This is a genomic window from Pseudomonas sp. TE3786 (assembly GCF_054057335.1).
On the sequence record NZ_JBSRZF010000004.1, the window covers coordinates 256,240 to 282,120 of the forward strand.

16 protein-coding genes are annotated in these 25,881 nt (G+C 62.7%); 9 read left to right on the forward strand and 7 right to left on the reverse strand.

Features of this window, described 5'->3' with window-relative positions:
* Nucleotides 1–87: 87 nt before the first annotated feature.
* Nucleotides 88–1,902, reverse strand: coding sequence for a hypothetical protein (locus ACVW0Y_RS07345; RefSeq protein ID WP_457437122.1), 1,815 nt, complete (start codon nt 1,900–1,902; stop codon nt 88–90).
* Nucleotides 1,903–2,016: 114 nt separating this feature from the next.
* Nucleotides 2,017–4,206: a DNA helicase II gene (uvrD, locus tag ACVW0Y_RS07350; RefSeq protein WP_457437124.1), complete on the reverse strand. Its 2,190-nt coding sequence runs from the start codon at nt 4,204–4,206 to the stop codon at nt 2,017–2,019.
* 212 nt (nt 4,207–4,418) lie between these two features.
* On the opposite strand from uvrD, the gene ACVW0Y_RS07355 reads away from it, so the two are divergent.
* Both ACVW0Y_RS07355 and ACVW0Y_RS07360 read left to right on the forward strand, forming a co-directional pair.
* Nucleotides 4,419–7,301: an EAL domain-containing protein gene (locus ACVW0Y_RS07355; protein WP_457437126.1), complete on the forward strand. Its 2,883-nt coding sequence runs from the start codon at nt 4,419–4,421 to the stop codon at nt 7,299–7,301.
* Nucleotides 7,302–7,591: 290 nt separating this feature from the next.
* Complete coding sequence (locus ACVW0Y_RS07360; RefSeq protein WP_457437128.1) at nt 7,592–8,758, forward strand: type IV pilus assembly protein FimV; 1,167 nt, start codon at nt 7,592–7,594, stop codon at nt 8,756–8,758.
* A 443-nt stretch (nt 8,759–9,201) separates the two neighbouring features.
* Here ACVW0Y_RS07360 and putA read toward each other — a convergent pair whose 3' ends face one another.
* Entirely contained in the window at nt 9,202–13,134 is a 3,933-nt protein-coding gene (gene putA, locus ACVW0Y_RS07365) for a trifunctional transcriptional regulator/proline dehydrogenase/L-glutamate gamma-semialdehyde dehydrogenase (protein WP_457437130.1), read from the reverse strand.
* Between the two features lie 388 nt (nt 13,135–13,522).
* Between putA and ACVW0Y_RS07370 the strand changes: the two genes are divergently transcribed.
* Nucleotides 13,523–14,623, forward strand: coding sequence for a DUF1615 domain-containing protein (locus ACVW0Y_RS07370; protein WP_457437132.1), 1,101 nt, complete (start codon nt 13,523–13,525; stop codon nt 14,621–14,623).
* Nucleotides 14,624–14,746: 123 nt separating this feature from the next.
* Here the strand turns inward: ACVW0Y_RS07370 and ACVW0Y_RS07375 are convergent, their stop codons facing one another.
* Nucleotides 14,747–14,959, reverse strand: coding sequence for a hypothetical protein (locus tag ACVW0Y_RS07375; RefSeq protein WP_457437134.1), 213 nt, complete (start codon nt 14,957–14,959; stop codon nt 14,747–14,749).
* Between the two features lie 240 nt (nt 14,960–15,199).
* Here ACVW0Y_RS07375 and ACVW0Y_RS07380 point away from each other — a divergent pair, with 240 nt between their 5' ends.
* From ACVW0Y_RS07380 to ACVW0Y_RS07390, 3 genes are all read left to right on the forward strand, one after another.
* Nucleotides 15,200–17,320 carry a PAS domain-containing protein gene (locus ACVW0Y_RS07380; protein ID WP_457437136.1) on the forward strand — a complete coding sequence of 707 codons (2,121 nt, stop codon included), beginning with the start codon at nt 15,200–15,202 and terminating at the stop codon, nt 17,318–17,320.
* 174 nt (nt 17,321–17,494) lie between these two features.
* Nucleotides 17,495–17,737, forward strand: a complete 243-nt coding sequence (locus ACVW0Y_RS07385; RefSeq protein ID WP_457437138.1) for a BrnA antitoxin family protein — start codon at nt 17,495–17,497, stop codon at nt 17,735–17,737.
* Nucleotides 17,738–18,040: 303 nt separating this feature from the next.
* Nucleotides 18,041–18,598 carry a DUF2442 domain-containing protein gene (locus ACVW0Y_RS07390; RefSeq protein WP_457437140.1) on the forward strand — a complete coding sequence of 186 codons (558 nt, stop codon included), beginning with the start codon at nt 18,041–18,043 and terminating at the stop codon, nt 18,596–18,598.
* An 8-nt stretch (nt 18,599–18,606) separates the two neighbouring features.
* Here ACVW0Y_RS07390 and ACVW0Y_RS07395 read toward each other — a convergent pair whose 3' ends face one another.
* Nucleotides 18,607–19,836: a sensor domain-containing phosphodiesterase gene (locus ACVW0Y_RS07395; protein WP_457437142.1), complete on the reverse strand. Its 1,230-nt coding sequence runs from the start codon at nt 19,834–19,836 to the stop codon at nt 18,607–18,609.
* Between the two features lie 195 nt (nt 19,837–20,031).
* On the reverse strand, nt 20,032–20,925 hold the full coding sequence (locus tag ACVW0Y_RS07400; protein WP_457437144.1) for a LysR substrate-binding domain-containing protein: 894 nt from the start codon (nt 20,923–20,925) through the stop codon (nt 20,032–20,034).
* A gap of 98 nt (nt 20,926–21,023) precedes the next feature.
* Between ACVW0Y_RS07400 and ACVW0Y_RS07405 the strand changes: the two genes are divergently transcribed.
* The 3 genes from ACVW0Y_RS07405 to ACVW0Y_RS07415 all read left to right on the forward strand — a co-directional run bounded on the left by ACVW0Y_RS07405 (nt 21,024) and on the right by ACVW0Y_RS07415 (nt 24,118).
* Complete coding sequence (locus ACVW0Y_RS07405) at nt 21,024–22,079, forward strand: fatty acid desaturase family protein (RefSeq protein WP_457437146.1); 1,056 nt, start codon at nt 21,024–21,026, stop codon at nt 22,077–22,079.
* Between the two features lie 10 nt (nt 22,080–22,089).
* Entirely contained in the window at nt 22,090–22,941 is an 852-nt protein-coding gene (locus tag ACVW0Y_RS07410; protein WP_457437148.1) for a sugar phosphate isomerase/epimerase family protein, read from the forward strand.
* 97 nt (nt 22,942–23,038) lie between these two features.
* On the forward strand, nt 23,039–24,118 hold the full coding sequence (locus ACVW0Y_RS07415) for a polyamine ABC transporter substrate-binding protein (protein WP_457437150.1): 1,080 nt from the start codon (nt 23,039–23,041) through the stop codon (nt 24,116–24,118).
* A 172-nt stretch (nt 24,119–24,290) separates the two neighbouring features.
* Here the strand turns inward: ACVW0Y_RS07415 and ACVW0Y_RS07420 are convergent, their stop codons facing one another.
* Nucleotides 24,291–25,877 (reverse strand): tannase/feruloyl esterase family alpha/beta hydrolase, encoded by a 1,587-nt coding sequence (locus tag ACVW0Y_RS07420; protein ID WP_457437152.1) that lies wholly within the window; start codon nt 25,875–25,877, stop codon nt 24,291–24,293.
* Nucleotides 25,878–25,881: the final 4 nt, after the last annotated feature.

A 25,881-nucleotide genomic window follows, 5' to 3' on the forward strand; every position in this document is an offset into this window, starting at 1 on the left:
TCTTAAATGGATTCAACGCGCGCCATGTTGCACAGGGCACCGGGTGATGACCAGCAGCAGAATGTTTCCGGATTTATGCCCTGGCGCCTATTGGCTGTCAGGGCGGCAGCCGGGTTTAACGCGCAACTGGTGATCCTTACGTAGGACAATGCTGTGCGGCTTGCCGTTCGTGTAATCGAAGTTACGGCTGAACCAGGCCGCCGATTGCGCCAAGCTGGCGTTGATCGGCGGCACGGCGAACTCCCAGTAGGGGTCGTCGTCCATCCGGCAGTCGCCACGCAGCTGATAGCGCGGCGCATCGTCGGCCACGCCAGCGGCCTGGGGCTCCGCTTGAAACGGCATGCTGATCAGCACCAGGCCTTCGCTGCCGTCGTTTTGATACTGGAACAACAGCTCGTTGCCGCGTATATCCAACAGCCCTTTGCCGACGCGCTCGAAGCCGAACGGTTGGGTCTTTATCAGGTAACCGGCGCTGCGCAGGTACACCCAGCCGGGTTTGCTGTTATCGAACGGATTCGCCGGGTAGGGCACGGTTTCCAGGTAATCCAGGCGCAGTTTGCCCGCCGCATCGGAATACAGACGGAACAGCTCATAAGCGCCTTCGCCGCGCGCTTTGATCAGCGCCTCGCCGTCGCCAATCGGCAGCACTTCCTGCAGACGCAGGTCTTCGCCCATGGTGCTGGCGATGGCGCGATGCAGGGCTTTGCCCTGGCGCAATTGATAAATCACCTGCTCGATGGGCACCTTGCCGTTCTGCGGGCGATAGGCGAAACGCAGTTCCTCCAGCTGCCACTGTGGGCCCTGGGTGATCACCCGGGTTTTCGCCGGCAGCACACAGCGTTGCTGGCGCATGGCGGCAGTGATGCCGGGAAAATCCTCGTTCAGGCAGAGGTCCTCGGCCATTACCGTTTGCATCGGGTAGGGTTCTTTACCGGCGTCAAGGCGGGGATTGGGGTTGGTCGCGCAGGCCTCGGGTTCGGCATCGAGGGTGTCGCTGCTGTCGTCGAAACTCGGGCTTTCGGCATAACCGAGGTCTTCCGGCGCGCGCGGCTGGCGGCCCAGGTCCGGCTCGCGCAGGCCCACATACCAACGCTGCAAGGCCGGGCGTGGCAGTTGCTGGCTGGCTTTCAGGCGCAGTTGCGGCGCAGGGCTGGCCAGCCATTCGAAATTGGCCTCGAACCAGGCCGGGCCGTCCTGAAAGCGCAGGCTCTCCAGAGTCGACTCCTGGATAGTGGCGTACACCAGCGGATGGGTGAACTCGAACCGCGGCAGCACAAAGCAGGCTTTGGCCAGGGGCAGCTCGGCCAGCGGTTTGCCCTGGCTGATGCTCAGCGCACGAATAAAGGAAGACGGCCCGCGGTAACCCTCTTCGCCCAGCAGGGCGATATCGCCGCGTACATCCAACAGCACGCCGGCACCCACATCCACCACCCGCAGCGGGCTGAGCTGCACCAGTTGCAGGTGACCTTCCTGCTGCACCGACACCCAGCCAGCCATGCGCGCATCGGTGAACCAATTCTGGGTGACGTCCTTGAGCAGCAGCTGGCCGCTCAGGCGATTGTCTTGCACATGCAGACTGGCCAACTGGTAATTGCCGTCGATGCCGAACAGCACTAGGACATCGTTGGGCCCGGCGCTGACCGCGTCCCAGAGCGTGCCCAGGCGATCCTCGGTCCCGGCAGCGCCGATGGCTGTGGCGAGTTTTTCGTCACTGAGGGTGCGGCCGTTCATGCGCAGGGTGAAGCTCACCTCATCGCGCAGCATGCCGGTGTTCCAGTCGCGGTTCTGGCTAACCTTGCGCTCGACCGACAGCGCTGGGCCGTCTTTACCAAACCAGGCGGCCCAGGCGCTATGTGGAAGCAGAAAGGAAGTGAGCAAAGCCAATACAGGAGTGAAACGCACGGCGAGAATCCTTTCGACCGGAAAAAGCATCGCGGCTAAAGCCGCTCCTACGGGTTATGCGTAACCCGTAGGAGCGGCTTTAGCCGCGATAGGTTCTAACAGAAAACGCAGGGCTCAAAGCGGTTCGAGCTTGGCATACCCCATCATCAGCCACTTACTGCCCTCAGCCGCAAAGTTCACCTGCACCCGCGCCTGCGCGCCGGCACCTTCGAAGTTAAGGATCACGCCTTCGCCAAACAGGGCATGTTTCACTGCCTGGCCGAGACGGAATTCGGTATCCGGCACTTCGGCATTGGCGAACATGCTGCTGGTGTTTGCGCCCTTGTTGCTGCTGCCGTACGGGCGGCTGACGCTGTTGGACAGGCGCACTTCCTGGATCAGCGCCGGTGGCACTTCGCGGACGAAACGCGAGACCTTGTTGTAGGTTTCGCTACCGTACAGGCGACGGGTTTCGGCGTAGGTCAGCACCAGGTTCTGCATGGCCCGGGTAATGCCCACATAGGCCAGGCGGCGTTCTTCCTCAAGGCGGCCGGGTTCTTCCAGGCTCATCTTGTGCGGGAACAGGCCTTCTTCCATGCCCACCAGAAACACCAGGGGGAATTCCAGGCCCTTGGCGCTGTGCAGGGTCATCAGCTGCACGCTGTCTTCGTGTTCGTCGGCCTGGGTGTCGCCGGCCTCCAGCGAGGCATGGCCGAGGAAGGCCGCCAGCGGGCTGAGGTCGTCTTCTTCGTTGTTCTCGAAGTTGCGCGCGGCGCTGACCAATTCCTCAAGGTTTTCCACCCGGGCCTGGCCTTTTTCGCCTTTTTCTTCCTTGTGATAGGTAATAAGGCCGGACTGCTCGATGACCGTCTGAGTCATCAGGTGCAGGGGCATATCCATGACCTTGGCAGCCAGATTCTCGATCAGCTCGATAAAACCGCCCAGGGCAGTCGCCGCGCGGCCGGTAACGCCTTTGTTGGCGACCAGTTGGCGCAAGGCTTCCCACATCGACAGGTCGCTGTGGCGCGCGTGGTCGCGGATCGCTTCGACGGTTTTCTCGCCAATGCCACGGGCCGGCACGTTGATCACCCGTTCCAGGGCCGCATCGTTGCCACGGCCTTCGAGCAGGCGCAGGTAGGCCATGGCGTTCTTGATTTCGGCGCGTTCGAAGAAGCGCTGGCCGCCATAGATGCGGTAGGGAATCTTCTCCCGCAGCAAGGCTTCTTCGAGCACCCGCGATTGGGCGTTGGAGCGGTACAGAATGGCGATTTCACTGCGCAGCAAGCCGTTCTTGCGCAGGTTGTCTTCGATGGTTTCCACCACGTAACGGGCTTCGTCGTGCTCGTTGAACGCGGCGTACAGGCTGATGGCATCGCCTTCCCCGCCATCGGTCCACAGCTCTTTGCCCAGGCGTCCGCTGTTGTTGACGATCAGCGCGTTGGCCGCCTTGAGGATGCTCGCCGTGGAGCGGTAGTTCTGCTCCAGGCGGATGGTTTGCGCATCCGGGAAGTCGCTGGAGTACTGGTGAATATTTTCGATCTTGGCCCCGCGCCAACCGTAGATCGACTGGTCGTCATCGCCCACCACCATCAGGCTGTCGCCGCCTTTGCCGAGCAGGCGCAGCCAGGCGTATTGCACGGCGTTGGTGTCCTGGAACTCGTCCACGAGGATATGGCGGAAGCGGCGCTGGTAGTGCTCCAGCAGGCCTGGGTGGTCGCGCCACAGGTCGAGGGCGCGCAGCAGCAGTTCGGAGAAGTCGATAACCCCGGCGCGCAGGCAGGCCGCTTCGTAGGCCTCGTAGATGCTGCGCATGGTGGCCAGGAACATATCGCCGCTGGGCTGGATATGTTTGGGCCGCAGGCCTTCGTCTTTCTGGCCATTGATAAACCACTGGGCCTGGCGTGCCGGCCAGCGTTGTTCATCCAGGCCCAGCTCGCGGATCACCCGCTTGACCAGGCGTTGCTGGTCGTCGCTGTCGAGAATCTGGAAGCTCTGGCTCAGCCCGGCTTCCTGCCAGTGCGCCCGCAACAAGCGGTGCGCCAGGCCGTGGAAGGTACCCACCCACATGCCGGCCGGGTTCAGCCCCAGCAACTGCTCAATGCGATGACGCATCTCGGCAGCCGCCTTGTTGGTGAAAGTCACCGACAGAATCGAATGCGGCGAGGCGTTTTCCACCTGGATAAGCCAGGCGATACGGTGCACCAACACACGGGTTTTGCCGGAACCAGCGCCGGCCAGGACCAACTGACGCCCAAGCGGGGCAGCTACTGCCTGGCGTTGAGCGTCGTTGAGGGAATTCAGCAGAAAGGAGAGATCGTCGCGCATCGCGGCATTCTAGGGGGCCGGGGTGGTCAGGGCAAACGTGGCAAGACCAATGCGTGCACCGACGACCGGCCGGTCAGCCCGAGGCGTAGTGGCGGCCTATCGAAAGTAATGGGTATTCACGGCGAAAATGCCGTGATTGAGCCTTGGGCGATGGGCGCGGCTTGTGTATGCTCCGGCCACGACTAGGCATAACCATTACAAGAAAAGGGCCTATGACCGCTAATTCCAGGCTACCTCTCGAACTGCCCCTGGCAGAGACCGATCGAGACATCCGCCAGCTGTTTGCCACCGACATCGCCGTAGAACGCACTCGTTTGTTATACGAGGGCTCACGCATTCCCACCCTGTTTATGCTGCTCTGCGCGCTGGCCTGTGCCTATTTGCTATGGGCACCGCGAGGTGATCTGCTGCTCGCCGGCTGGTTGGTCGGCGTGGTGGCGCTGGCAGTGCTGCGCTTGATCCAGGTGGCCGCCTTTAACGCTGCGTTGCCCTCGCGCCAGGCCAAACCGATGTGGCGGCAGATGTTTCTGCTCGGTGCCTTTGCCTCGGGCGTGGCCCTGGCGGTGGGGGCGATTGCCCTGGTGCCGCCGGATGCGTTTTTCGAGCAGGTACTGATGTTCGGCCTGATCAGCGCCGCGATTCTTTCCGCTAGCGTCGCCTACGCCGTCAGCCTCACCGCTTTCCTCACCTTCGCCTTGCCCTGCCTGGTGCCGTCGGTTGCTTACCTGTTGCTCAATGGCGAGCTGCTGCAGCAGGGCTGGGGCGTACTTGGCCTGATTCTGTTTGGTGCCTTGCTGGTGGTGGCCTGGCAGATCAACCGCCTGGTGCAGCGCAGCCTGGTGCAGCGTTTCCATAACCAGGCGCTGATCAGCCGCCTGGAACATGCCAAAGGCCAGGCCGAGGGCCTGAATGGCGAACTGGCCCGCGAGATCGAACAGCGCTGCCGCGCCGAACGCGAACTGCGCGATGCCCACAACGACCTGGAAATGCGCGTGGCCCAGCGCACCCTGGAACTGGATGCCGCCAGCCATGCCCTGAGCAAAAGCGAAGCGCGCCTGGCCCTGGCGCTGGAGGCCAGCGAGCTGGGGATGTGGGACTGGAACCTGATCAGCGACGAAGTCCACCACTCGCGCCTGAAAGAAATCTTCGGCCTCGACCCCGAAGGCATCACCGTGATGCTGCGCGACCTCAAGCCGCGCCTGCACCCCGAAGACCTGCCGTTGCTGCGCCGCACCCTGGTGGAGCATATGAAGGGCCTGTCCGACGGCTACCAGATCGAATACCGCGTGCGCCACGCCAGCAACCAATGGCTGTGGATCGAAGACCGTGGCCGCGCCGTCGAGCGCGATGCCAGTGGCCGTGTCACGCGGATGCTTGGCACCCGTCGGGATATCACCGCGTGGAAAAGCCGCGATGAAGAACAGCGCCTGGCCGGCATCGTGTTCGAGGCGGCCAGCGAAGGCATCATCATCCTCGACCCGGACTACAAGGTGCTGGCGGTCAACCAGGCCTACAGCGACGTTACCGGCTACAGCGCCGAAGAAGTTCACGGCCAGAGCGTGGCGCGGATGATCGGTAGCCGCGACACCCGCCGCCAATACGAAGTGATCCGCCAGGAGCTGGAACACAGCGGCAAATGGCAGGGCGAGCTGGTGGAAACCCGCAAGAACGGCGAGCTTTACCCGCAATGGCTGCAACTCAACGTGGTGCGCGACAGCCGTGGACGGGTCAGCCATATCGTCGGCTTCTTTGCCGACCTGACCTCGCGGCGCGAAGCCGAAGAGCGCCTGCGGTATCTGTCGCATTACGACGAACTCACCGGTCTGGCCAACCGCACCCTGTTCAAGGGGCGGCTGCATGAAGCCTGTCAGCGTGCCCGCCACGGTGACCGGACCCTGGCGCTGCTGCACATCGACCTCGACCGCTTCAAGATGCTTAACGACAGCCTCGGCCATGAAGTGGCCGATCAGTTGCTGCGCCAGATGAGCCGCCGTCTGACCCAGGCGATGCCGGAAGCCGACACCCTGGCACGGCTGTCCGGCGATGAGTTCGCGGTGATCCTCGACAGCTACGGCAGCCTGTCCAACCTTGCGCGATTGGCCAGCCGCCTGCTGACCAAACTGCGCATGCCGATGACCGTGGGTGGGCAGGAGCTGGTGGTCAGCGCCTCCATCGGTATCAGCCTGCTGCCGGACAACGCGCGGGAAATCAGCGCGCTGATCAGCCAGGCGAACATGGCCATGCAGCACGCCAAACACCTGGGCGGCAACACCTTCCAGTTCTTCACCGACAACCTGCAGGCCTGCACCCTGGAGCGTCTGCAACTGGAAAACCAACTGCGCAAAGGCATCGAGCTGGGGCAGTTGGAAGTCTTCTACCAACCGAAACTGTGCCTGGCCAGCGACACCCTGGCGTCGGCCGAAGCCTTGGTGCGCTGGCGTCACCCGGAGCTGGGCCTGGTGCCGCCGAGCGACTTTATCGGTCTGGCCGAAGAAACCGGGCTGATCGCTCCGATTGGTGAGTTTGTCCTGCGTCAGGCCTGCCGCCAGGCGCGGGAATGGCAGGTGCTGGGGCTGGCGGACATCCGCGTGTCGGTCAACCTCTCGGTGCATCAGCTGCGCCAGGGCAACCTCACCAGCCTGGTGCGCCAGGTGCTCGACGAAACCGGCCTGGCACCGCATTTGCTCGAGCTGGAGCTGACCGAAAGCCAGCTGCTGGATAACGTCGAGAACGTCATCAGCACCTTCCACCAGCTGCGGCAGATGGGGGTCAAACTGGCCATCGACGACTTCGGCACCGGTTATTCGTCACTGAGCTATCTCAAGCGTTTCCCGGTGGATTTCGTGAAGATCGACCAGTCGTTTATCCGCGACCTGTCGGCCAACGGCGAAGACGCCGCCATTACCCGCGCCATTATCGCCATGGCCCACAGCCTGGAGCTGAAAGTGGTTGCCGAAGGGGTGGAAACCCAGGCGCAGATGGACTTCCTCAAAACCCAGCGCTGCGACGAGCTTCAGGGCTTTCTGATCAGCCGGCCGTTGGCGGCGGAGCATTTTGTGAAGTTGCTGCGGGAGCAGAGCAGTATCGCGTCCTGATAGGCACCCACCCATCAATCACCGTCATTCCAGCGAAGGCTGGAATCCAGAATCGACCAGGCATTCACCGACCAATCCGAAATTCTGGGTCCCAGCCTACGCTGGGACGACGGTGGTGGGTTCATCAAGTGCGACACCTTCGTGGTTTTTTCCGTACCTGCTGCACAATTTCAGCCTTCCCTTGTGGCGCTTTCGCCAGCCTGTGCCAGAGCGCGCAATTCCTCCACGGCAACCTCGCCATCATGCGCGGCCGCACGCGCCCTGCGTGGTCAACGATGAGGAGAGCCGACATGCTCAAGAAGTACCCCCGCCTGCTGACGGCTTTGGCCTTGGCCTCGGCCACCCTGTTGCCGAATGCCGCCCTGGCCCTGAGCGTGGGCGAGGCCCAGGTGTTGTCCAGCCTGAGCCAGCCGCTGCGGGCGCAGATCGACCTGCAAGGCGTGCGTGAACTGGGCCCCGAAGAGCTGAAAGTGCGCCTGGCCTCGCCGGAAGCCTTCAAAAAAGCCGGCATCGAGCGCGATGGCGCGGTGCTGGCGCTGCAGTTCGAGACCAAGCTCAATGCCAAAGGGCAGAGCATGATCCGGGTGACCTCCACCCGCCCGATCACCGAGCCGTACCTGAATTTCCTCGTCGAAGTGGTTTCCCCCGACGGCCTGCAGCTGCGTGAGTACAGTCTGCTGATCGACCCGCCGAACTACGCCTTTGCGGCACCAGCCCCTGTCAGTGCGCCAGTCGCCAGTGCCGCCCCAGCGGTGAAAGCCAAGGCACCGGTTGCAGCTCCAGCCGTTGCCGCCACAGCCCCTGCAGCCGCTACTGCGCCAGCGGTCGCGGCCAGTTCGACGGCAGAAGGCCCGGTCGCCGGTGGCCAGTACCGCACCCGTAACAACGACCGCCTGTGGGATATCGCCCAGGCCATCCGTGGTGACGCCTCGCCGCACCAGGCCATGCTGGCGATTCAGCGTATGAACCCGGACGCCTTCAACAACGGCGATATCAACCGGATGAAGACTGCGCAAAACCTGCAGCTGCCCAACCGCGAACAACTGCACGCCACGGGTCGCACTGAAGCGTTGGCCCAACTCGATGCGCGCAAACGCAGCGAAGCCGGCAGTGCCCCCGCCACCCCAGCGGCCAGCGACAAACTCAGCCTGGTTGGCGAGCAGGGCAGCGGTCGTGCCGAACATAAAGACGGTGCCAAAGGCAGCAAGGCCGCGGCCAAGCAGGAAGCCGACAACCGTCTGGCAATCACCCAGGAAGAGCTGGCCCAGGCCCGTCGCGAAGGTGAAGAACTGTCCAGCCGCGTGGCAGACCTGCAATCGCAGCTGGATAAACTGCAGCGCCTGATCGTACTCAAAGACAGCCAACTGGCCGAACTCACCGCGCGTCTGGCCAAGCTCAACAGCGAAGCTGAAGCCAAGGGCGAATTGGCTCAGGTACAGCCAACCGCCAATCGTTGACGCGGATCTCCTGGGTAGGTACCGCCAACCCAGGAAACAAAAGCTCGCGGCTGAAGCCGCTCCTACGGATGGTGCGATTCGTAGGAGCGGCTTTAGCCGCGAGCTTTTTTGTTTACGCAGAAACCTAAAATCCCGCACCGGCTGGGTAAGCCGGCGCAGGGCACCGAAGTGCGCTAGGGAAGGCGCGCGCCGCTGGGCGGATAGCCCTCGCAATGGATGCGGCACGCGTGGCGTTGGCAGCGACTCGGGTGAGTGCCGCCTCGGCCAGGGTCAGGCCCTTGCAGCAAGAGCCTGGGTGCGGCCCGAAGGCCGCGGGGTTCAATTCAAAATTCCATCTCAAAACATCCGTCGTCCCAGCGTAGGCTGGGACCCAGAATCTTGCAGGATTTGGTTCAATCCGAAATTCTGGGTCCCAGCCTACGCTGGGACGACGATGCGTTGGTTTAGCCAATCGTCATCAACGACGCATTACCCCCCGCCGCAGCGGTGTTGATGCTCAGCGCGTGCTCGATCAACAGACGCTCCAACGGAATATCTGTCTCGCCTTTGTTCAGGCCATGCACACCGATGATTGCGCCTTTGCGTTGCGCCGCCAGTTCGCACACGGCGCGCAGCTGATCGGAGTCGCCGTGGTGCAGGATGGCGTCGAAGCTCAAGGCGCTGCTGCTCCAGTCGCTGATCAGTTGGATGCGTTTCTGCACTTCTTTGGGCAGTGCCTTGAGCAGTTCCTGGGTCAGTGGCTGCTCTTGCCAGATCACCTGGCTACCAACCGCCAGGGCGGCCGCCAGTTGCACCAGCAGTTCGCTGCGCTCTTCCGCCAGGCACAGCACGTGCTCACGTGGCAGCAGGCTGTAGGTGTTGCGCTCGCCAGTCGGGCCGGGCAGTACATGCACGCTGCCGCTTTGCGCCAGTTCGTTGAACTGCGCGCTGAGCGCGGCCACATCCGGTTCCTGCTGCGCGGCCCAGTCGTCGAAGGCCTGCAGAGCCTGGCTCTGTTCGGCGGGCAGCTTGCTGGAGCCGCTCAGTTGTTTGGCCACGGCGTCCTGCGGACGGGTGGACAGCAGGCGGTACATATATAGCGGGCCGCCGGCTTTCGGACCGGTGCCGGACAGACCTTCACCGCCGAATGGCTGCACGCCGACCACCGCACCAACGATATTGCGGTTCACATACAGGTTGCCGACCTTGGCAGTGCTCACCACCTGGGCGATGGTCTCGTCGATGCGGGTGTGCACGCCGAGGGTCAGGCCGTAGCCGCTGGCATTGATCTGCTCCAGCAGGCTGGCCAGGTTGGCGCGCTGGTAGCGCACCACGTGCAGCACCGGGCCGAAGATCTCCCGTTGCAGCTCGCTGAAGCTGTCCAGCTCGATCAGGGTCGGCATCACAAAGGTGCCGCGTTTGATCTCGTCGCCTTTGGCGCGGGCGGCCTGGAACACCGTGCGACCTTTTTCGCGCATCGCGGCGATATGCGCTTCGATACCGGCCTTGGCTTCGGCATCGATCACCGGACCGACGTCGGTGCTCAGGCGCTCGGGGTTACCGAGGACGTATTCGGCCATGGCACCCTTGAGCATATCGATCACCCGGTCGGCCACATCTTCCTGCACGCAGAGCACACGCAGGGCCGAGCAACGCTGGCCGGCGCTGTCGAAGGCCGAGCTGACCACGTCCACCACCACCTGCTCGGTGAGGGCCGAGGAGTCGACGATCATGGTGTTGAGGCCGCCGGTTTCGGCGATCAGCGGAATGGTGCGGCCCTGGGCGTCCAGGCGGCCGGCGATATTGCGCTGAATGATGCCGGCCACTTCGGTGGAACCGGTAAACATCACGCCACGCACCCGCTCATCGGCAATCAGACGGGCACCGACGCTTTCGCCACGGCCCGGCAGCAGTTGCACGGCACCGCCGGGAACCCCGGCTTCGAGCAGAATGCGCACGGCCTGGGCGGCGATCAGCGGCGTTTGCTCGGCCGGTTTGGCCAGTACGGTGTTACCGGCAGCCAGGGCAGCGGCGACTTGGCCGGAGAAAATCGCCAGCGGGAAGTTCCATGGGCTGATGCACACCACCGGGCCCAGTGGGCGGTGGCTGTCATTGCTGAAGAAATCACGCGCCTGGGCGGCGTAATAACGCAGGAAGTCCACCGCTTCACGCACCTCGCTGATGGCGTTGGCGAAGGTCTTGCCGGCTTCACGCACCAGCAGGCCCATCAGTTGCTGCATTTCCGCTTCCATCTGGTCGGCGGCGCGTTCCAGTACGGTGGCACGTTCGTCCGGCGTGGTGGCCTGCCAGATCTGCCCGCTGGAGACCGCGCAGAGCACCGCACTTTTGATATCGGCTTCGCTGGCTTCACTGACATGGCCGACGGTGTCGCGGTGGTCGGAAGGGTTTTTCACCGCTTCGGCGGCACCCGGTGCCGGGGTGTCGCAACCGAGCATCGGCAGCGCCACATAACGGTTGTTGGTGCTGCTCAGCAAGGCGGAGGACAGCGAACCCAGACGGTGTTCGTTGGCCAGGTCGATGCCTTCGGAGTTCAAGCGGGCGTCGCCGTACAGGGCGCGCGGCAGGGCGATTCGCGGGTGCGGCAGGCCCAGGCCACCTTCGGCGGCGGCCATCTGCTCGATCTGCGCCACTGGGTCTAGCACCAGTTCTTTGATCGAGATGCTGTGGTCGGCGATGCGGTTGACGAACGAGGTATTCGCGCCGTTTTCCAGCAGGCGGCGAACCAGATAGGCCAGCAGGGTTTCATGGCTGCCCACCGGAGCGTAGATACGGCACGGTCGGTTCAGCTTGCCATCGGCCACCTTGCCCACCACTTGCTCGTACAGCGGTTCGCCCATGCCGTGCAGGCATTGGAACTCGTACTGGCCGGGGTAGTAGTTCTGCCCGGCGAGCTGGTAGATGGCCGACAACGAATGGGCGTTGTGGGTGGCGAATTGCGGGTAGATGGCTTCTGGCACGGCGAGCAGTTTGCGCGCACAGGCAATGTAGGAAACGTCGGTGTACGGCTTGCGGGTGTACACCGGGTAGCCTTCCAGGCCGTCGACCTGGGCGCGTTTGATTTCGCTGTCCCAGTACGCGCCCTTCACCAGACGGATCATCAGGCGATGGCGGCTGCGCTTGGCCAGATCGATCACATAGTCGATCACATACGGGCAACGCTTCTGGTAGGCCTGAATGACAAAACCGATACCGTTCCAGCCAGCCAGCGATGGGTCAAAGCACAGGCGCTCGAGCAGATCCAGCGACAGCTCCAGGCGGTCGGCTTCTTCAGCGTCGATATTCAGACCGATGTCGTATTGCTTGGCCAGTTGCGTAAGGCTGAGCAGGATCGGGTACAGCTCATCCATCACCCGCTCGTACTGCGCGCGGCTGTAGCGCGGGTGCAGTGCCGACAGCTTGATGGAAATGCCCGGGCCTTCATAAATGCCACGGCCGTGGGAGGCCTTGCCGATGGCGTGAATCGCCTGCTCGTAGGAAGCCAGGTAGCGTTTGGCATCGGCGTCGGTGAGGGCCGCTTCGCCGAGCATATCGTAGGAGTAACGGAAGCCTTTGCTTTCCATATTGGTGGCGTTGGCCAGCGCTTCGGCGATGGTTTCGCCGGTAACGAACTGCTCGCCCATCAGGCGCATGGACATGTCCACGCCCTTGCGAATCAGCGGCTCGCCGCCTTTGCCGATCAAGCGGTTGAGCGACGTGGCCAAGCCGGCTTCGTTGTGGGTGGCCACCAATTTTCCGGTGATCAACAGACCCCACGAAGCGGCGTTGACGAACATCGACGGGCTGTTGCCCAGGTGCTGGCTCCAGTTGCCGTTGCTGATCTTGTCGCGGATCAGCGCGTCACGGGTGGCCTTGTCCGGAATGCGCAGCAGCGCCTCGGCCAGGCACATCAGCGCGACACCTTCTTGGGAGGACAGGGAAAACTCCTGCAGCAAGCCCTGCACCAGGCCCTGACGGCCACCGGCATTTTTCTGGTTGCGCAGTTTTTCCGCGATACCCATGGCCAGCTTGTTGGTGGCCTCGGCTTGTGCCTTCGGCAGACGGGCCTGCTCCAGCAACATGGCCAGCGCTTCCGGCTCCGGGCGACGGTAAGCGGAGGTGATGGCGGCGCGCAGCACTGATTGCGGCAGGATGCTTTCGGCGAAATCCAGGAAGCATTGCAGGCCCTGATCGCTCAGGGCTTCCAACGGCTCTTCACCCAGGGCGGCAGCGATACCGGACAGTTCCGGCGGAGTCAGACCGCCTTCCAACTGTTCCAGGTAATTGAAGATCGCCTGCTTGATCAGCCAGTGCGGCGTGCGGTCGATCGACTGGGCTGCCAGCTTGAGACGCTCGCGGGTGGCGTCGTCGAGTTTTACGCCAAGGGTGGTAGTGGCCATTGGTTTTTCCTGAAGGGTCGAGCCCGGCGGTGGGAAAACGGCTGCGCGCAGTCGGGCAGCGTTTTTCACAGCGCCTGTGCGGTGCAAATTCAGCGTGGATTAAACCCGCTGGAAGTCAAAGGTGCAACTAGGCGCAACCATTTTTTGCCGAAGCGCTGTAAGCCTTGATTTGCGCGGTTTAGCGAGACGTTACCTTTCTGCACTCATGCGGTGCGTCGCGGCATTGGTGGGGTTTTCGTTGCTACAAAATGGATCGTTTCAGACGGTTTTGGGGAAAAGGTGCAACCCGAATTCCCGGGGAAGAATTCGACGAACGTACACATCCACGCGAAGCGAACCGTGGGCGGTTACGCTTGTCTTCTCTGCGCGCGCCCCATTGGAAGGTTATATGCCGTCAACATTGATACGCAGTGAATGGCTGCTGGTTTTCGCCGCCTTGGCGCTGGCCGGGTGCGGCTCGCGCACGGTGCAGCCGCCACAACCCAGCCCGGCGGAAATCCACAGCAAGGTGCTGAAACTGCTGCCGGGCACGCTCAGCGACCGCTCCGGTTGGGCCACGGACATTCAGGTGGCCTTCACTACCCAGAAGCTCGACGCCAGCAGCGAAAACCTCTGTGCCGTGCTGGCGGTTACTGAGCAGGAGTCCACCTTCCAGGCAGACCCTCAGGTGCCCGGCCTGGGCAAGATCGCCCGGCAGGAAATCGACCGGCGCGCCAGCCGTCTGCACATTCCGGGTTTTCTGGTGAGCGCCGCGCTGCAACTGCCATCGCCCACCGGCAAGACCTACAACGAACGCCTGGCGGCCGTGCGCAGTGAAAAACAGCTGAGTGCGATCTTTGATGACTTCATCGGCATGGTGCCCCTGGGCGGGCAACTGTTCGGCACCTTCAACCCGGTGCATACCGGCGGGCCGATGCAGGTGAGCATCGCGTTTGCCGAACAGCACGCGCGCGAGTACCCCTATAGCTACAACGGCAGCCTGCGTCAGGAAGTGTTCAGCCGCCGCGGCGGAATGTACTTCGGCATCGCCCATTTGCTCGGTTACCCAGCCGACTACGCTGAGCCGCTGTACCGCTTCGCCGACTTCAACGCCGGCTGGTACGCCAGCCGCAACGCCGCGTTTCAGCGTGCAGTCAGCCAGTTGACCGGCATCGAACTGGCGCTGGATGGCGACCTGCTGGTGCCCGGCTCCCTGCTGCCCAGCTCCACTGAAAAAGCCCTGCGCACCTTGGGAAAACGCCTGGGTGCCAGCGACACCGCGCTGCGCCGCGCCCTGGAAAAAGGCGAAACCCTGGAGTTCGAAGACACCGACCTGTATGCCGACCTGTACCAACTTGCCGACCAGCGCGCCGGCAAGCCGGTGCCGCGCGCAGTGCTCCCCGGCATCACCCTGCAAAGCCCGAAGATCACCCGTAAGCTCACCACAGCCTGGTTCGCCCAGCGCGTGGATGAGCGTTATCGGCGCTGTTTGCAGCGACCAGGGCAGTAAGCGCCAAGCTCGGTATAAACGCGCCACGGTTTGGATTTTTCAGGGGTGAATGGATGAAGTCTGCTGCGATTGCGACTTTGCTACGTCACAACAACCGTAAGGCTTTCTGGCTGTGAGGGCTGCTTAATTAAAACCTTTCTTCTTGATACCTGGCCCTATCTGCTGCTGTTTGCATTTGGAATTCTGCTCCTGACTCACCACAACGACCTTGCTGTGGGTTTGCAGAGTCGGACTGGAGCGGGCGGCAAAGGCTTGTTCGCGCTCGGAGAAGATACCCAGCGCATCTTCGGCTGCATCGCCGTCGTTATTGCTGCGGTGAAAATCAGCAAACGCCAAAAGCCGCGCTGACTCTGCGCCGCGTATTTCCTGTATCCAGCAGCTGCTCTATACCTATATTCAGGCTCGCCGAAAGGCGATTATCCGCCTTGCGCCAGTCGCCGCTTCCAGTACGAATCGGTAGATTGGCTAACGGGCAATAAGGCCTGAAAAAACTCAGTGAATTTTCCGCAGCAGTAGCGCTCCAAACCCGCAGTGACTCGTGGGCACGGTCGCAGGTTTTCGGGGTGGGGTAGGACGATGTCTTTTCTAATGGACAGCCACGCATGCGCAGGCTGGAGCGGGGAGATGGCTGAGCGCATCCGTGCGTTCGACTGGTCGGGCACCGACCTGGGTGCCATCGATACCTGGTCCAAAAGCCTGTGCACCAACGTGCAGATGCTGTTGGCATCCCCCGTGCCCCTGGTGATGCTATGGAGCCGCCCCGGCTACATGATCTACAACGATGCCTACGCCGAGTTCGCCGGCGGCCGCCACCCCTATCTGCTTGGCACCCCGGTGGAGCTGGGCTGGCCGGAAATCGCCGAGTTCAATCGCAATATCGTCAACGTGTGCCTGGCCGGCGGTACCCTGGCCTATCAGAAAAAAGACCTGATCCTGCTGCGCAACGGCCAGCCGGAAGAGGTCTGGATGGACCTTTATTACAGCCCGGTAAGCGACGATAACGGCACCCCCGCCGGCGTTATCGCCATAGTGGTCGAAACCACGGCCCATGTGATTTCCGAACGTCAGCGCAATGAAGCCGAAAGCGCGTTTCATGCCGCCGATGAGCGCTTGCAACTGGCCCTCAACGCCGGTGCCTTGTTGGGCTCCTTCGTCTGGGATGTCGCCAACAATCAGCTGTCCGGCGATGAGCGTTTTGCCCGCACCTTCTCCTATCCGCTGGATCAGCCGCTGGACGATCTGCCCATCGAGGGTGCCAATGCGGTGATCCACCCCGACGACTTCCCCCGCGTCGACCGCCTGGTGCAATACACCCTCGAACAGGGTGGCCCGTATAACGCCGAGTACCGCATTCGTCGCCCCAATGGCGACTACCTGTGGGTGCAAGCGAGCGGGCGCTGTGAGTTCGATGAGCACGGCAAAGCGCTGCGCTTTCCCGGGCTGATTTTCGATATTCATGAACGCAAGGTGGCCGAAGAATCGCTGCTGCAACTGACCCGCACCCTGGAGCAGCGGGTGGAGGCCGAAGTGCAGGCGCGCTCGGAAGTTGAAGCGCGTCTGCGTCAGGCGCAGAAGCTGGAAGCCATCGGTGGCCTTACCGGCGGTGTGGCCCACGACTTCAACAACCTGCTGCAAGTGATCGCCTCCAACCTGCACCTGCTGGCCCGCCAGGAACCGGACAACGCCAATGTGCAGCGGCGCTTGGGCTCGGCGCTGGCAGCGGTGGAAAAGGGCGCAAAACTGTCCTCGCAACTGCTCGCCTTTGCCCGCCAGCAACCGCTGTCGCCGGCGGTGTACAGCCTGCGCAGCCTGTATGACGGCCTGGGCGAAGTGCTGCAACGGGCCTTGGGCGAGATGATTCATATCGACCTGCAGCTGACCGCCGATCCCTGGAGCGTGCACCTGGACCGCAATCAGCTGGAAAACGCCCTGCTCAACCTGGCGCTCAACGCCCGCGACGCCATGCATGGCGAAGGCACCATCCGCATTCACGCCGATAACGTGGTGCTGGACGCCGCTTTCTGCGAAGGCAAAGAGATTGTGACGGGTGACTACGTGCACCTGTCCATCGCCGACAGCGGCGGCGGTATGAGTGCCGATGTGCTGGGGCATGCCTTCGAGCCCTTCTTCACCACCAAACCCAACGGCCATGGCACCGGGCTGGGCCTGAGCATGGTGTTTGGCTTCGTCAAACAGAGCGGCGGTCATATCGATATGACCAGCCAACTAGGCCTGGGCACCACCGTGCACCTGTATTTCCCGCGCAGCACCCTGGCGGAAAACCTTCAGCCTGCGACGACCCCGATAGCGTTCCAGGTGGCCGGCGGGGAAACCATTCTGGTGGTGGAAGACAACGCCGACGTGCGCTCCACCGTTGACGAGCTGTTGCAGCAGCTGGGCTACAAGGTGCTGCTGGCTGCCAATGGCGATGGGGCCATGGAAGTTCTGCAAAGCGGCGCGCATATCGACCTGATCTTCACCGATGTGGTGATGCCCGGCACGGTCAAAAGCGCCGACCTGGCCGCCTGGGCCAAGCTGCAGCAGCCGGTGATTCCCGTGCTGTTCACTTCCGGCCACACCCGCGACATCATCTCCCGCAACCACCAGCTCACCCCGGACATCCACCTGCTGAGCAAGCCCTATGGTCCGCAGGCGTTGATGGATATGTTGCAGTCGGTACTCAGCAAACCGGCCTGACAGCGCAGCTTCGATTCAACCTGTGTCACGTTTTGCCCTGCTAGTGGTCGATTAGCCTGAACTCCTGGCCAGCGGCGGGAGTCGGAGCCATGTGTGTGTAATTCTGGATACAAGCGTGTGGAAAGAAGAATTGAAGCGAGCCGGCCGGGCACAGCGGTCGGCAGAGGGCAACGCATGACTGAACTACAAAGCACTGACGAGCTGCTCGAAGAGCTCTTTGGCGACCCCCAGGCCGCTGCGGCGGCGCGAGCGCGGCTGACCCAGCCGGCGCAACGGCATGAAGACGTGCAGCTGCAACTCGACCCGGAAGTGCTTAAAGCCTTTCGCGCGGCTGGTGGCGATTGGCAACAACGCATCAATCTGGCGCTGAGCACCTGGTTGGTGGAGAACGATCCGAAGCAGATGCACTGCGTGTAGACGTCCGCTTGCGAATAAGAACGGGGCCCTTCGAGGCCCCGTTTTTTATTGGCTTATACCGCTGGGGGGCAGGCGTCCATGAGGGCGCGGGCCATCTCGCTGCCCCCCGGAACAACGACGGAGCGAGGGTCTCCGCTCCGTCGTTGCTCCAGGGGCCGTCCCGATGGGCCATCCATGGCCCAACGTGACTCTCGCGGCTCCCGGCCGCTCGACCCGGGCACTCAAGGCCGCACTCGATTGGGCCCGGCAAAACCACGCCACGCTGATTCGCGTGTGGAACGAACAAAACGGCAGGACAGCACCATGAACAGCAAATTACGCATAACCGCCGTTGAGCCGGCACCCGCCAGCCAGGCATTGCGCATTACCTGGAACGATGGTCGCGTGCTTGGCGTGAACCTGGCCGAGCTGATCAGAACCTTCAGCGTATTGGCACCCTTACAGGATGCCGAACTGTTCAGGCAGGTGCAGGTAGGCGAGTGGGGTTTCGATCTGGTCTGGCCGGGCGATATCGAACTGGCCGCCGCGACGCTCTATCGGTTGGCCCTGGAGCAAGCGGGAGAAGCCATGCCCAAGGGTGCTTTCAAGGAATGGATGCAGCGCCATGGCTTGTCCTTGACGGGCGCTGCTGAGGCATTGCATCTGACGCGTCGCACCATCACCGCCTATAGTTCGGGCCCCAATCCCATCCCCTATCACATCGCTCTGGCGTGCATGGGCTGGGAGGTGCTTCAGGGCAAGCGTATATCCGCCGCTGTGAGTGAGGAGCGCGGAGGTTATGAGATTGACCGCGCCGCCAGCGAGGGGAGGTCGCCTGGGGGCAAGTCTGCACCGGTGGTCAGGGCCAAGCGCAAAGGTTGAAGGCACGCCTACCCTACCTTCTTGCGCCCCATCGCCAACGCATCCGCGAGCGGCCGCGGCCGCCCCAGCAAATAACCCTGCACCTTGTGCACTCCCAAGATCCGCAAGGTGTCGAGCTCCTGCTCGGTTTCCACCCCTTCGGCCACCACGCTGCTGCCGGTTTCCCGGGCAAAGGCAATCAACGATGACGCCAGCGCCCGGCGTTTGAAGTCGTGGTCGATGCCTTGGGTAATGCTCATGTCGAGCTTGATGATGTCCGGGCTCAGTTCGAGGATATGACGCATGCTGGCGTAGCCCGCGCCGGTGTCGTCGATGGACAGCCGCACGCCACGCTGGCGCAGCGGTGCCAGCGCCTGTTCGAGGCGCACATAGTCGGCCACGGCAGCATGTTCGGTGATTTCCAGCACCAGCCGGCGCGGCGGCAGGTCTTGTAGAAAGGGGTTCAGGCGGCCGCTGTAAACCAGTTGCGGCGAGCAGTTGAGGGCCAGGTAGGTGTGCTCCGGCAGGTCGTTCAGGGCTCTGACTGCCCGCTGAATGGCGCGCAATTCCAGGTCGACACCGAGGCCGGCATCGGCGGCTTCGAGAAACCATTGATCGGGGCTGCGCTGGGGTTGGGTGTTAAAGCGCGCCAAGCACTCCCAGCCGCACAGCTCCAGGGTCTGCGCGGCAAGAATGGGTTGGTAGACGATGGTCGGCTGGTCGCTGGCCAGCACTTGCGAGATGCGCCGGTGCTTTTGCACGCGGTCGCGTACGCGTTTGAGTTCGCTGTCCAGCTGGTCGGCGATCAGGTCGGCGAATACCCGCATCACGCTGATATCGCGCTCACTGAGGGTGGCATCGGCGGTGTAGCCGAAGCAGCAGAGGGTGCCGTAGAGGCGGCCATCGCTGAGCCAGATGGGCACGCTCAGGTGGGCACCGATGGGCAGCGCGGTGGTTTCCGGCAGCTCCATGGCCTGCGGACACAGCGCGGTGTCGGCGATCAGCTCGGGTAGCAGGCCGTCGACCACCCGCTGGCAGTAGCCGGCTTCGGGCGGCAGGGTGTCACCGGGTTTGATGGGCGCGGGGCCTTCGGCATCGACATGGGTGAACACCCGGTCTTCGACGCGAAACTGCGCGATAAATGCCACGTCCAGCCCCAGGTGCGTGCGCAGGGCTTTGATTACGCGGTCGATGTAGCTGGAATCTGAAACCCCTTGCGGCCTTAGCGCGATAAGGTCAGCGAGTTGCACGGCAGTCATTCCATGAGCCTCCAAATACGGACATCACCTGAAACTAAAGCCCGAAACCCCGCGGCTGGCCAATGGCGGCGGCAGATTCTGCAGTGTTTGCGACCGGATGCAGGCGAGTTCCAAACGGCGCGGCCCTGTGTTGCCTGTGGATCGCATCCGGCGCAGAAAGTTGAAGGAATCGGGCAACTCGGCGACGGGTTACCGCTAGCTCAGCGGCGCGAACAGGCCCTGCAGCCAGTGGCAAAACATCTGCACGCTGGGACTGCTGCGCTGGTCGTCGGCGACCACCAGGTAGAAGGTTTCACTCAGTGGCACCGTGTGATCGAAGGGCCTGACCAGCAGGCCGGCGGCCAGGTAGTCGGCGCAGGTCAGCGGGTCGCCGATGGCGATGCCCTGGCCGTCGATGGCCATGCTCAGGCAGGTGAGGGAGTCGTGGGCGGTAGTGGCGCGCGAGCTTTCATAGGCCAGGGCGTTGGCGCTGGCCAGCCAGCGCCGCCAGGTGCTGCGGTCGCCTTCGTGGATCAGGGTGTGATGGAGCAGGTCGGCTGGCGTGTCAAGAGCCACAGGGCCGCTAAGCAGCGCCGGGCTGCACACCGGAAACTCTTCCATGCGCAGCAGGGGCTGGGCAGTGAAACCCGGCCATGGCGGGCTGCCAAAAATGATCTGCACCTCGACACCAGCGCCCAGCTGGCTGCCGGTGAGGCTGAACATCGAGGCACCGAGCTTGAGCTCCAGTTCGATATCCGGGTACTGCGCACGAAACTGCGGCAGGCGTTTGACCAGCCAGGTGTGGGCGAAGGCACCATCGACAAACAGCGCCAGGGTGCGAGCGCTGGGCAGTAGCTCGGCGGTGGCGCGCTGGATCTGCTGCATGGGTTTGTGGATCTGCTGCAAGTAGCGGTGGCCGTTATCGCTCAGGGCCAGGCCGCGGTTGGTGCGGTGGAACAGCTGCACACCGAGTTGCGCTTCCAGCTGCTTGAGCTGGCGGCTGACGGCCGATTGGGTCAGGCACAGTTCTTCGGCGGTGCGGCTGACATTCAGGTAGGTGGCCGCCAGCATAAAGGTGCGCAACGCATCGAGGGACGGAAAGCGGTTCATGGCGGGGCTCGGCGCAGTTTTGGTATGCGTGCCAGTCATACCAGGCATGCTGTTTTTTTGATATCCCCAGGCTTGGGCTTTTTGCCACTCTGAGCCCCATGCAGATGCCCGCCAGCGGGCGCGATCAGGAGGATAACGGGGTGTTACAGCTGTTCAAGGAAACGCGCGGGGCGCTTTATCACGGGCTGGCCCTGGCTTATGTGCTGGCGGGTTATGGCCTGGGTATCGTCGGGTTGTTCAGCCCGCACCTGGCGATCAACCTGCTGGCCATGCTCTGGCTGGCCCACGCGATGGTCATCGCCGGCTACCTGCTGCATGAGTGCGCGCACAACACGGTGTTCAAAAACAACGAGCACAATGCCCGCCTGGGCAAGCTGCTGACCTGGGTGACCGGCAGTTGCTACGGCACCTATGAAGACATCCGCTTCAAGCACTTCCGCCACCATGTGGATAACGCCGACATCATCTGGTTCGAGTACGACAAATGGTTCGCCCGCCATCCGTTGGTGCTGAAAACCATCCAGCTGCTGGAGTGGTTTTATATCCCCGCCCATGACGTGCTGATGCACGGGGTGATGGTGTTTGGTGCCTTTATCATTCCCCAGCGCCGCAGTCAGCGCCTGCGCAATCTGAGTTTCATTGTGCTGCGCGGCAGTCTGTTTGCCGCTTTGCTGTGTTTTTTTCCCTTCGCGGCGTTGCTCTACGCGGTGGCCTACCTGCTGATGATGACGGTGCTGCGCTTTATGGATGCGCCGCAGCATGACTACGGCGGCACCCCCACCCTGTTCGAGAAAGCACCGGCACCCTTCAAGGGTGACCGCTCTTATGAGCAGGCGCATACCTTCAGCAACCTGCTATCGGTGCGCCATCCCTGGGTGAATGTGCTGGTACTGAACTTCGGCTTTCACAACGCCCACCACGCCAAACCGACCACGCCCTGGTACCGCCTGCCGGCGCTGCATCGCGAGCTGTATGGCGCTGAGCGCAGCATGCTGATTCCGTTCAGGGCGCAGTTGAAAAGTTTCCACCGCTTTCGGGTGTCGCGGGTGGTGATGATGGAAGGTCCGTCGGCGGATTCGCCGGACTATCTGCCGCTGCTGCAAAGCGGGCATATCAGTGGTGGTAACGCCGCTTCGTTTTTGACTTCCTTCTGACGGCGGCCCTATGCAAAAACTAGAGGTGTTTCAATCGCTGTGGGGTATGGAGCTCAAGCATCCGAGCGAGCCTGAACGCAGCCATGAAGAGAACTTCGCCATGGCTGCCGAAGCGGGCTTTGCCGGCATCTGCCTGGACCCCAATACCGACGAATTGGCCTATTACCGCGAGACCGTGCCGCTGTTCGAAAAGTACCGGCTGAAAAGCATGGTCAACCTGTTCCCGCGGCGTATGGACGAGATGCAGCCGTTGCTGGATTTCGCCCGTGAGGTGAACGCGGCCAAGGTCAACACCATCGCCCAGGTCATGCCGGTGAGCGTGGCTGGTGCCATCCCGCTGATCAATCGCTGGCTCGAACAGGCGCGCGAAAACGGCTTCGAGCTGCTCTTCGAAACCCACCGCAACGGCATTCTCAACGACCTGTATTTCACCCTCGAAGTGCTGGATGCGATTCCCGAATTGCGGCTGACCGCCGACCTCTCGCACTTCGTGGTCGACCGCGAGTTTCCACTGCCGATCAGCGCCCGCGACCAGGGTTTTATCCAGCGTATTCACGAGCGCACCGACTGCTTGCAAGGGCGGATCGCCACCGCCGAGCAGGTGCAGATTCAGATCGGTTTTGCCCAGCATCAGCCCTGGGTGCAGCAGTTCAAAAACTGGTGGAAGGAAGGCATGGCCAACTGGCGCGCGCGCAACCCGGCCGCTGCCACCTGTGTGTTTCTCTGCGAGCTGGGGCCGCCGCCTTACGCCATTACTGGTGCCGATGGCCTGGAGCTGTCGGACCGCTGGCAAGAGGCGCTGACCATCAAGCAATGGGCCGAGGAACTCTGGGCCGAACTGGAGGCCGAGCAAGTGTCCTGAAGCTCACCGCTCAAGCTGGCGTCAGACCGGCCTATGCGTTGCTGATTTGTACTGCCCGTTTCACACAACAACTAAACCATTGACGGGGTAGGCAGGCATGAGACTGATCGCATTGGGATTGCTGGTGGGCATGGCGTTGCCGCTGCACGCCGAAGAGAAGGTGGTGAATATCTTCAACTGGGGCGATTACGTCGGCCCCCAGGCACTCAAGGATTTCGAAGCCGAAACCGGCATCAAGGTGCATTACGACACCTTCGACAGCCTGGAAATTCTGGAAAGCAAACTGCTCACCGGGCGCACTGGCTATGACGTGGTGTTCCCCACCAACACCATCGTTGGCCGCCTGTTGCCGGCCAAGGCCCTGCAGCCGGTCGACCCGCAACAGCTCAAGGGCCTGGAAAACATCGACCCGCAAATTCTCGGCAAATTTGCCCAGCTCGACCCCGGCAACCGCTACGCCGTGCCCTACACCTGGGGCACCACGGGTTTAGCGATGAACCTGCAGGCGGTGCAAAAGCGCATCCCTGACGCCCCCCTCGACAGCCTCGACCTGCTGTTCAAACCCGAGTACGCCAGCAAGCTCAAAGACTGCGGCATCGCCATTCTCGATGCCCCGCAGGAAGTCATCGCCATTGCCCTCAACTACCTGGGCAAATCGCCCTACAGTCAGGCCCCGGCCGACCTCAAAGCGGCGCAACAGCTGCTGGCCAAACTGCGCCCCAACGTGCGCTATATCGGCTACGGCACCCTGAGCACGGACCTGGCCAACGGCAATATCTGCCTGGCCCTGACCTACAGCGGCGATGCCAGCACCGCCCAGGCGCAGATCGTCGAGACCAAGCAGAACTTCGAAGTGATCTATCGCATTCCCCGTGAAGGCACCCTGCTGTGGGCCGACTCCATGGCCATGCCCGCCAACGCCCCGCACCCGGAAGCGGGCAAAGCCTTTATCGAATTTATGATGCGGCCCTCGTCCATGGCGGAACTGACCAACGCGCTGTACTACGCCAACGCCAACCAGGCCTCGTTGCCGTTGCTCGACAAGGCTGTGAGCGAAGACCCGAACATCTACCCGCCGCAACAGGTGCGGGCCAAGTTGTTCAGTGAGGAAATGCTGCCGGCCAAGGTACTGCGCGAGCGCACCCGGGCCTGGGCGGATTTTCGCGCGCAGAAATAAGATCAACAACTTCGCGGCTGAAGCCGCTCCTACAGATAGTGCGATTCCGTAGGAGCGGCTTCAGCCGCGATGCTTTTTGCTTTAGCTGAACGAACTGCTGTTTCAGCACGAAGCGGCCGGTGGCTCAGGATCTTGAACAGCGTCAAGTTGGTGCAACTTCCCAACACCGCCCTCACCACTCTCGCGGTATGTAGGGCGTAAGCAAATCCGAACCCAGCCAACGCACCGGCGCTGGAGTCACCAGCGGCGGACCGGCGTGATAGCTGCTGGCCTGTTCGGGATTGCCGCTGCCGTCGTACGTGGCCAGCGCGGGATACGGGAACACCGGGCGACTGGCGCCGGTGGCGGCATTTCGGCTAAGGATCACCTCGGGGGCCTGGCCCTGTTCCACCCAGTTGATCAGCGGGGTGAGCAGGTCGATCTGCGCCAGACCTTCACCGCCGCCGCAGTGGTACATGCCGGGCAGCATAAACAGGCGCTCGAACGATTCGGTGGTGGTCATGCCCAGCTGTTTTTGCAGCGCCTCGTGGTAGGCAATGCTGTTCAGCGGGGTGATGTGCTGGTCCGACCAGCCATGCCAGAGCAGCAGCTTGTGCCCGGCGTCGGCAAAGGCGGAAAGGTCGGGATTGCTGGCGTCGTACAGCGGGTGGGAGATGCGCAGCTTATCCAGGGTAGCGCGCTCGAAAAGCAGGTCCGACGGGCGAAATCCAGCCGCCGGATTAGGCTCGAACACCACGCTACTCAGCGCCTCTGTTGCCACCAAGTGGCTGCGAGTGGGCTGGTCAGCCTCATAGGGCACGAACAGCCCGGCCCAGGCCAACTCGGAGCCCGGCTGCGGGCCGCCGAGGGTCAGGCGTTCGCCGCTCTTTGGGTCGCGCGGGCCGTCGTACAGGCGCTGGGCGGCGGCGATTTCCGCGCTGCTCAGGCAAGTCGACGGCGGCTCACCAGGCTTGCACAGCAACACGCTGAGGTCTATCTGACAGGCGCGTGGGTCATTGAGCAGACCATCGACCTGACCATCCAGGCCATCGCATTGCTTGAGCACGGCCTGGTGCAGCAGCGGCAATTTCGCCGCCAGCAGAATCGGTTGGCCCGCCCCATCCAGATTGGCCGCGGCCTGCCACGGATGATAAAGGCCGTTCTGCACCACAAAAATCAACGAAGGTGCCCCAGCGAGAATGCCGTCGAATTCCTGTGGGTAACGTTGGGCCTCCATCAGTGCTTCACGGCCGCCATCCGAACAGCCGCTGAAATAAGAAAATCGCGGCGCTTGCCCATAGAAGCGCGCGATCAGCTGCTTCGCCGCCAGGGCCGTGAGGTGCACACCGCGGTAGGCGAAATCGACGCGTTGCTGCGGATCATGGCCAAAAGCGCCGCCCGGGCTCTGGTGGCCCATATCGGTCGCCGCCAAAGCGAAACCGCCGCTGGCCAACGGAGCACAGCCGTCGGCGGCAAACGGGCCGAAATTGATACTTCCACAGAACCCACCACAGCCCAGTTGCAGGTAGCGCCCGGTCCAGCTGTGCAGCGGCAATTGCAGGCGAAAGCCGATGTGAGGGGCGAGCACGCCTTCGACGTCGCACACGGCAATGTCCTTGGCAGTGCTTTCGACGGCGCTGCGCACCTGGCTGCCAGGGCCGCCGATGGCGCTGAGGTCGGCACCGGCCAGCGCGGCGCAGGCCATCACAGGTTTGCCCATGGGCTGGGCGCTGGCGAACCCAGAAACGATTACCAGCAGGAGCAGCACCCAGCGGAACACGTGC

What these genes read in the sequence shown, in the direction of transcription:
- ACVW0Y_RS07415 (WP_457437150.1), top strand. Translation starts at nt 23,039, where the DNA reads ATGAGACTGATCGCATTGGGATTGCTGGTGGGCATGGCGTTGCCGCTG.
- ACVW0Y_RS07380 (WP_457437136.1), top strand. Translation starts at nt 15,200, where the DNA reads ATGTCTTTTCTAATGGACAGCCACGCATGCGCAGGCTGGAGCGGGGAG.
- ACVW0Y_RS07355 (WP_457437126.1), top strand. Translation starts at nt 4,419, where the DNA reads ATGACCGCTAATTCCAGGCTACCTCTCGAACTGCCCCTGGCAGAGACC.
- ACVW0Y_RS07405 (WP_457437146.1), top strand. Translation starts at nt 21,024, where the DNA reads ATGCAGATGCCCGCCAGCGGGCGCGATCAGGAGGATAACGGGGTGTTA.
- ACVW0Y_RS07400 (WP_457437144.1), bottom strand. Translation starts at nt 20,925, where the DNA reads ATGAACCGCTTTCCGTCCCTCGATGCGTTGCGCACCTTTATGCTGGCG.
- putA (WP_457437130.1), bottom strand. Translation starts at nt 13,134, where the DNA reads ATGGCCACTACCACCCTTGGCGTAAAACTCGACGACGCCACCCGCGAG.
- ACVW0Y_RS07395 (WP_457437142.1), bottom strand. Translation starts at nt 19,836, where the DNA reads ATGACTGCCGTGCAACTCGCTGACCTTATCGCGCTAAGGCCGCAAGGG.
- ACVW0Y_RS07360 (WP_457437128.1), top strand. Translation starts at nt 7,592, where the DNA reads ATGCTCAAGAAGTACCCCCGCCTGCTGACGGCTTTGGCCTTGGCCTCG.
- ACVW0Y_RS07385 (WP_457437138.1), top strand. Translation starts at nt 17,495, where the DNA reads ATGACTGAACTACAAAGCACTGACGAGCTGCTCGAAGAGCTCTTTGGC.
- ACVW0Y_RS07410 (WP_457437148.1), top strand. Translation starts at nt 22,090, where the DNA reads ATGCAAAAACTAGAGGTGTTTCAATCGCTGTGGGGTATGGAGCTCAAG.
- uvrD (WP_457437124.1), bottom strand. Translation starts at nt 4,206, where the DNA reads ATGCGCGACGATCTCTCCTTTCTGCTGAATTCCCTCAACGACGCTCAA.
- ACVW0Y_RS07390 (WP_457437140.1), top strand. Translation starts at nt 18,041, where the DNA reads ATGAACAGCAAATTACGCATAACCGCCGTTGAGCCGGCACCCGCCAGC.
- ACVW0Y_RS07370 (WP_457437132.1), top strand. Translation starts at nt 13,523, where the DNA reads ATGCCGTCAACATTGATACGCAGTGAATGGCTGCTGGTTTTCGCCGCC.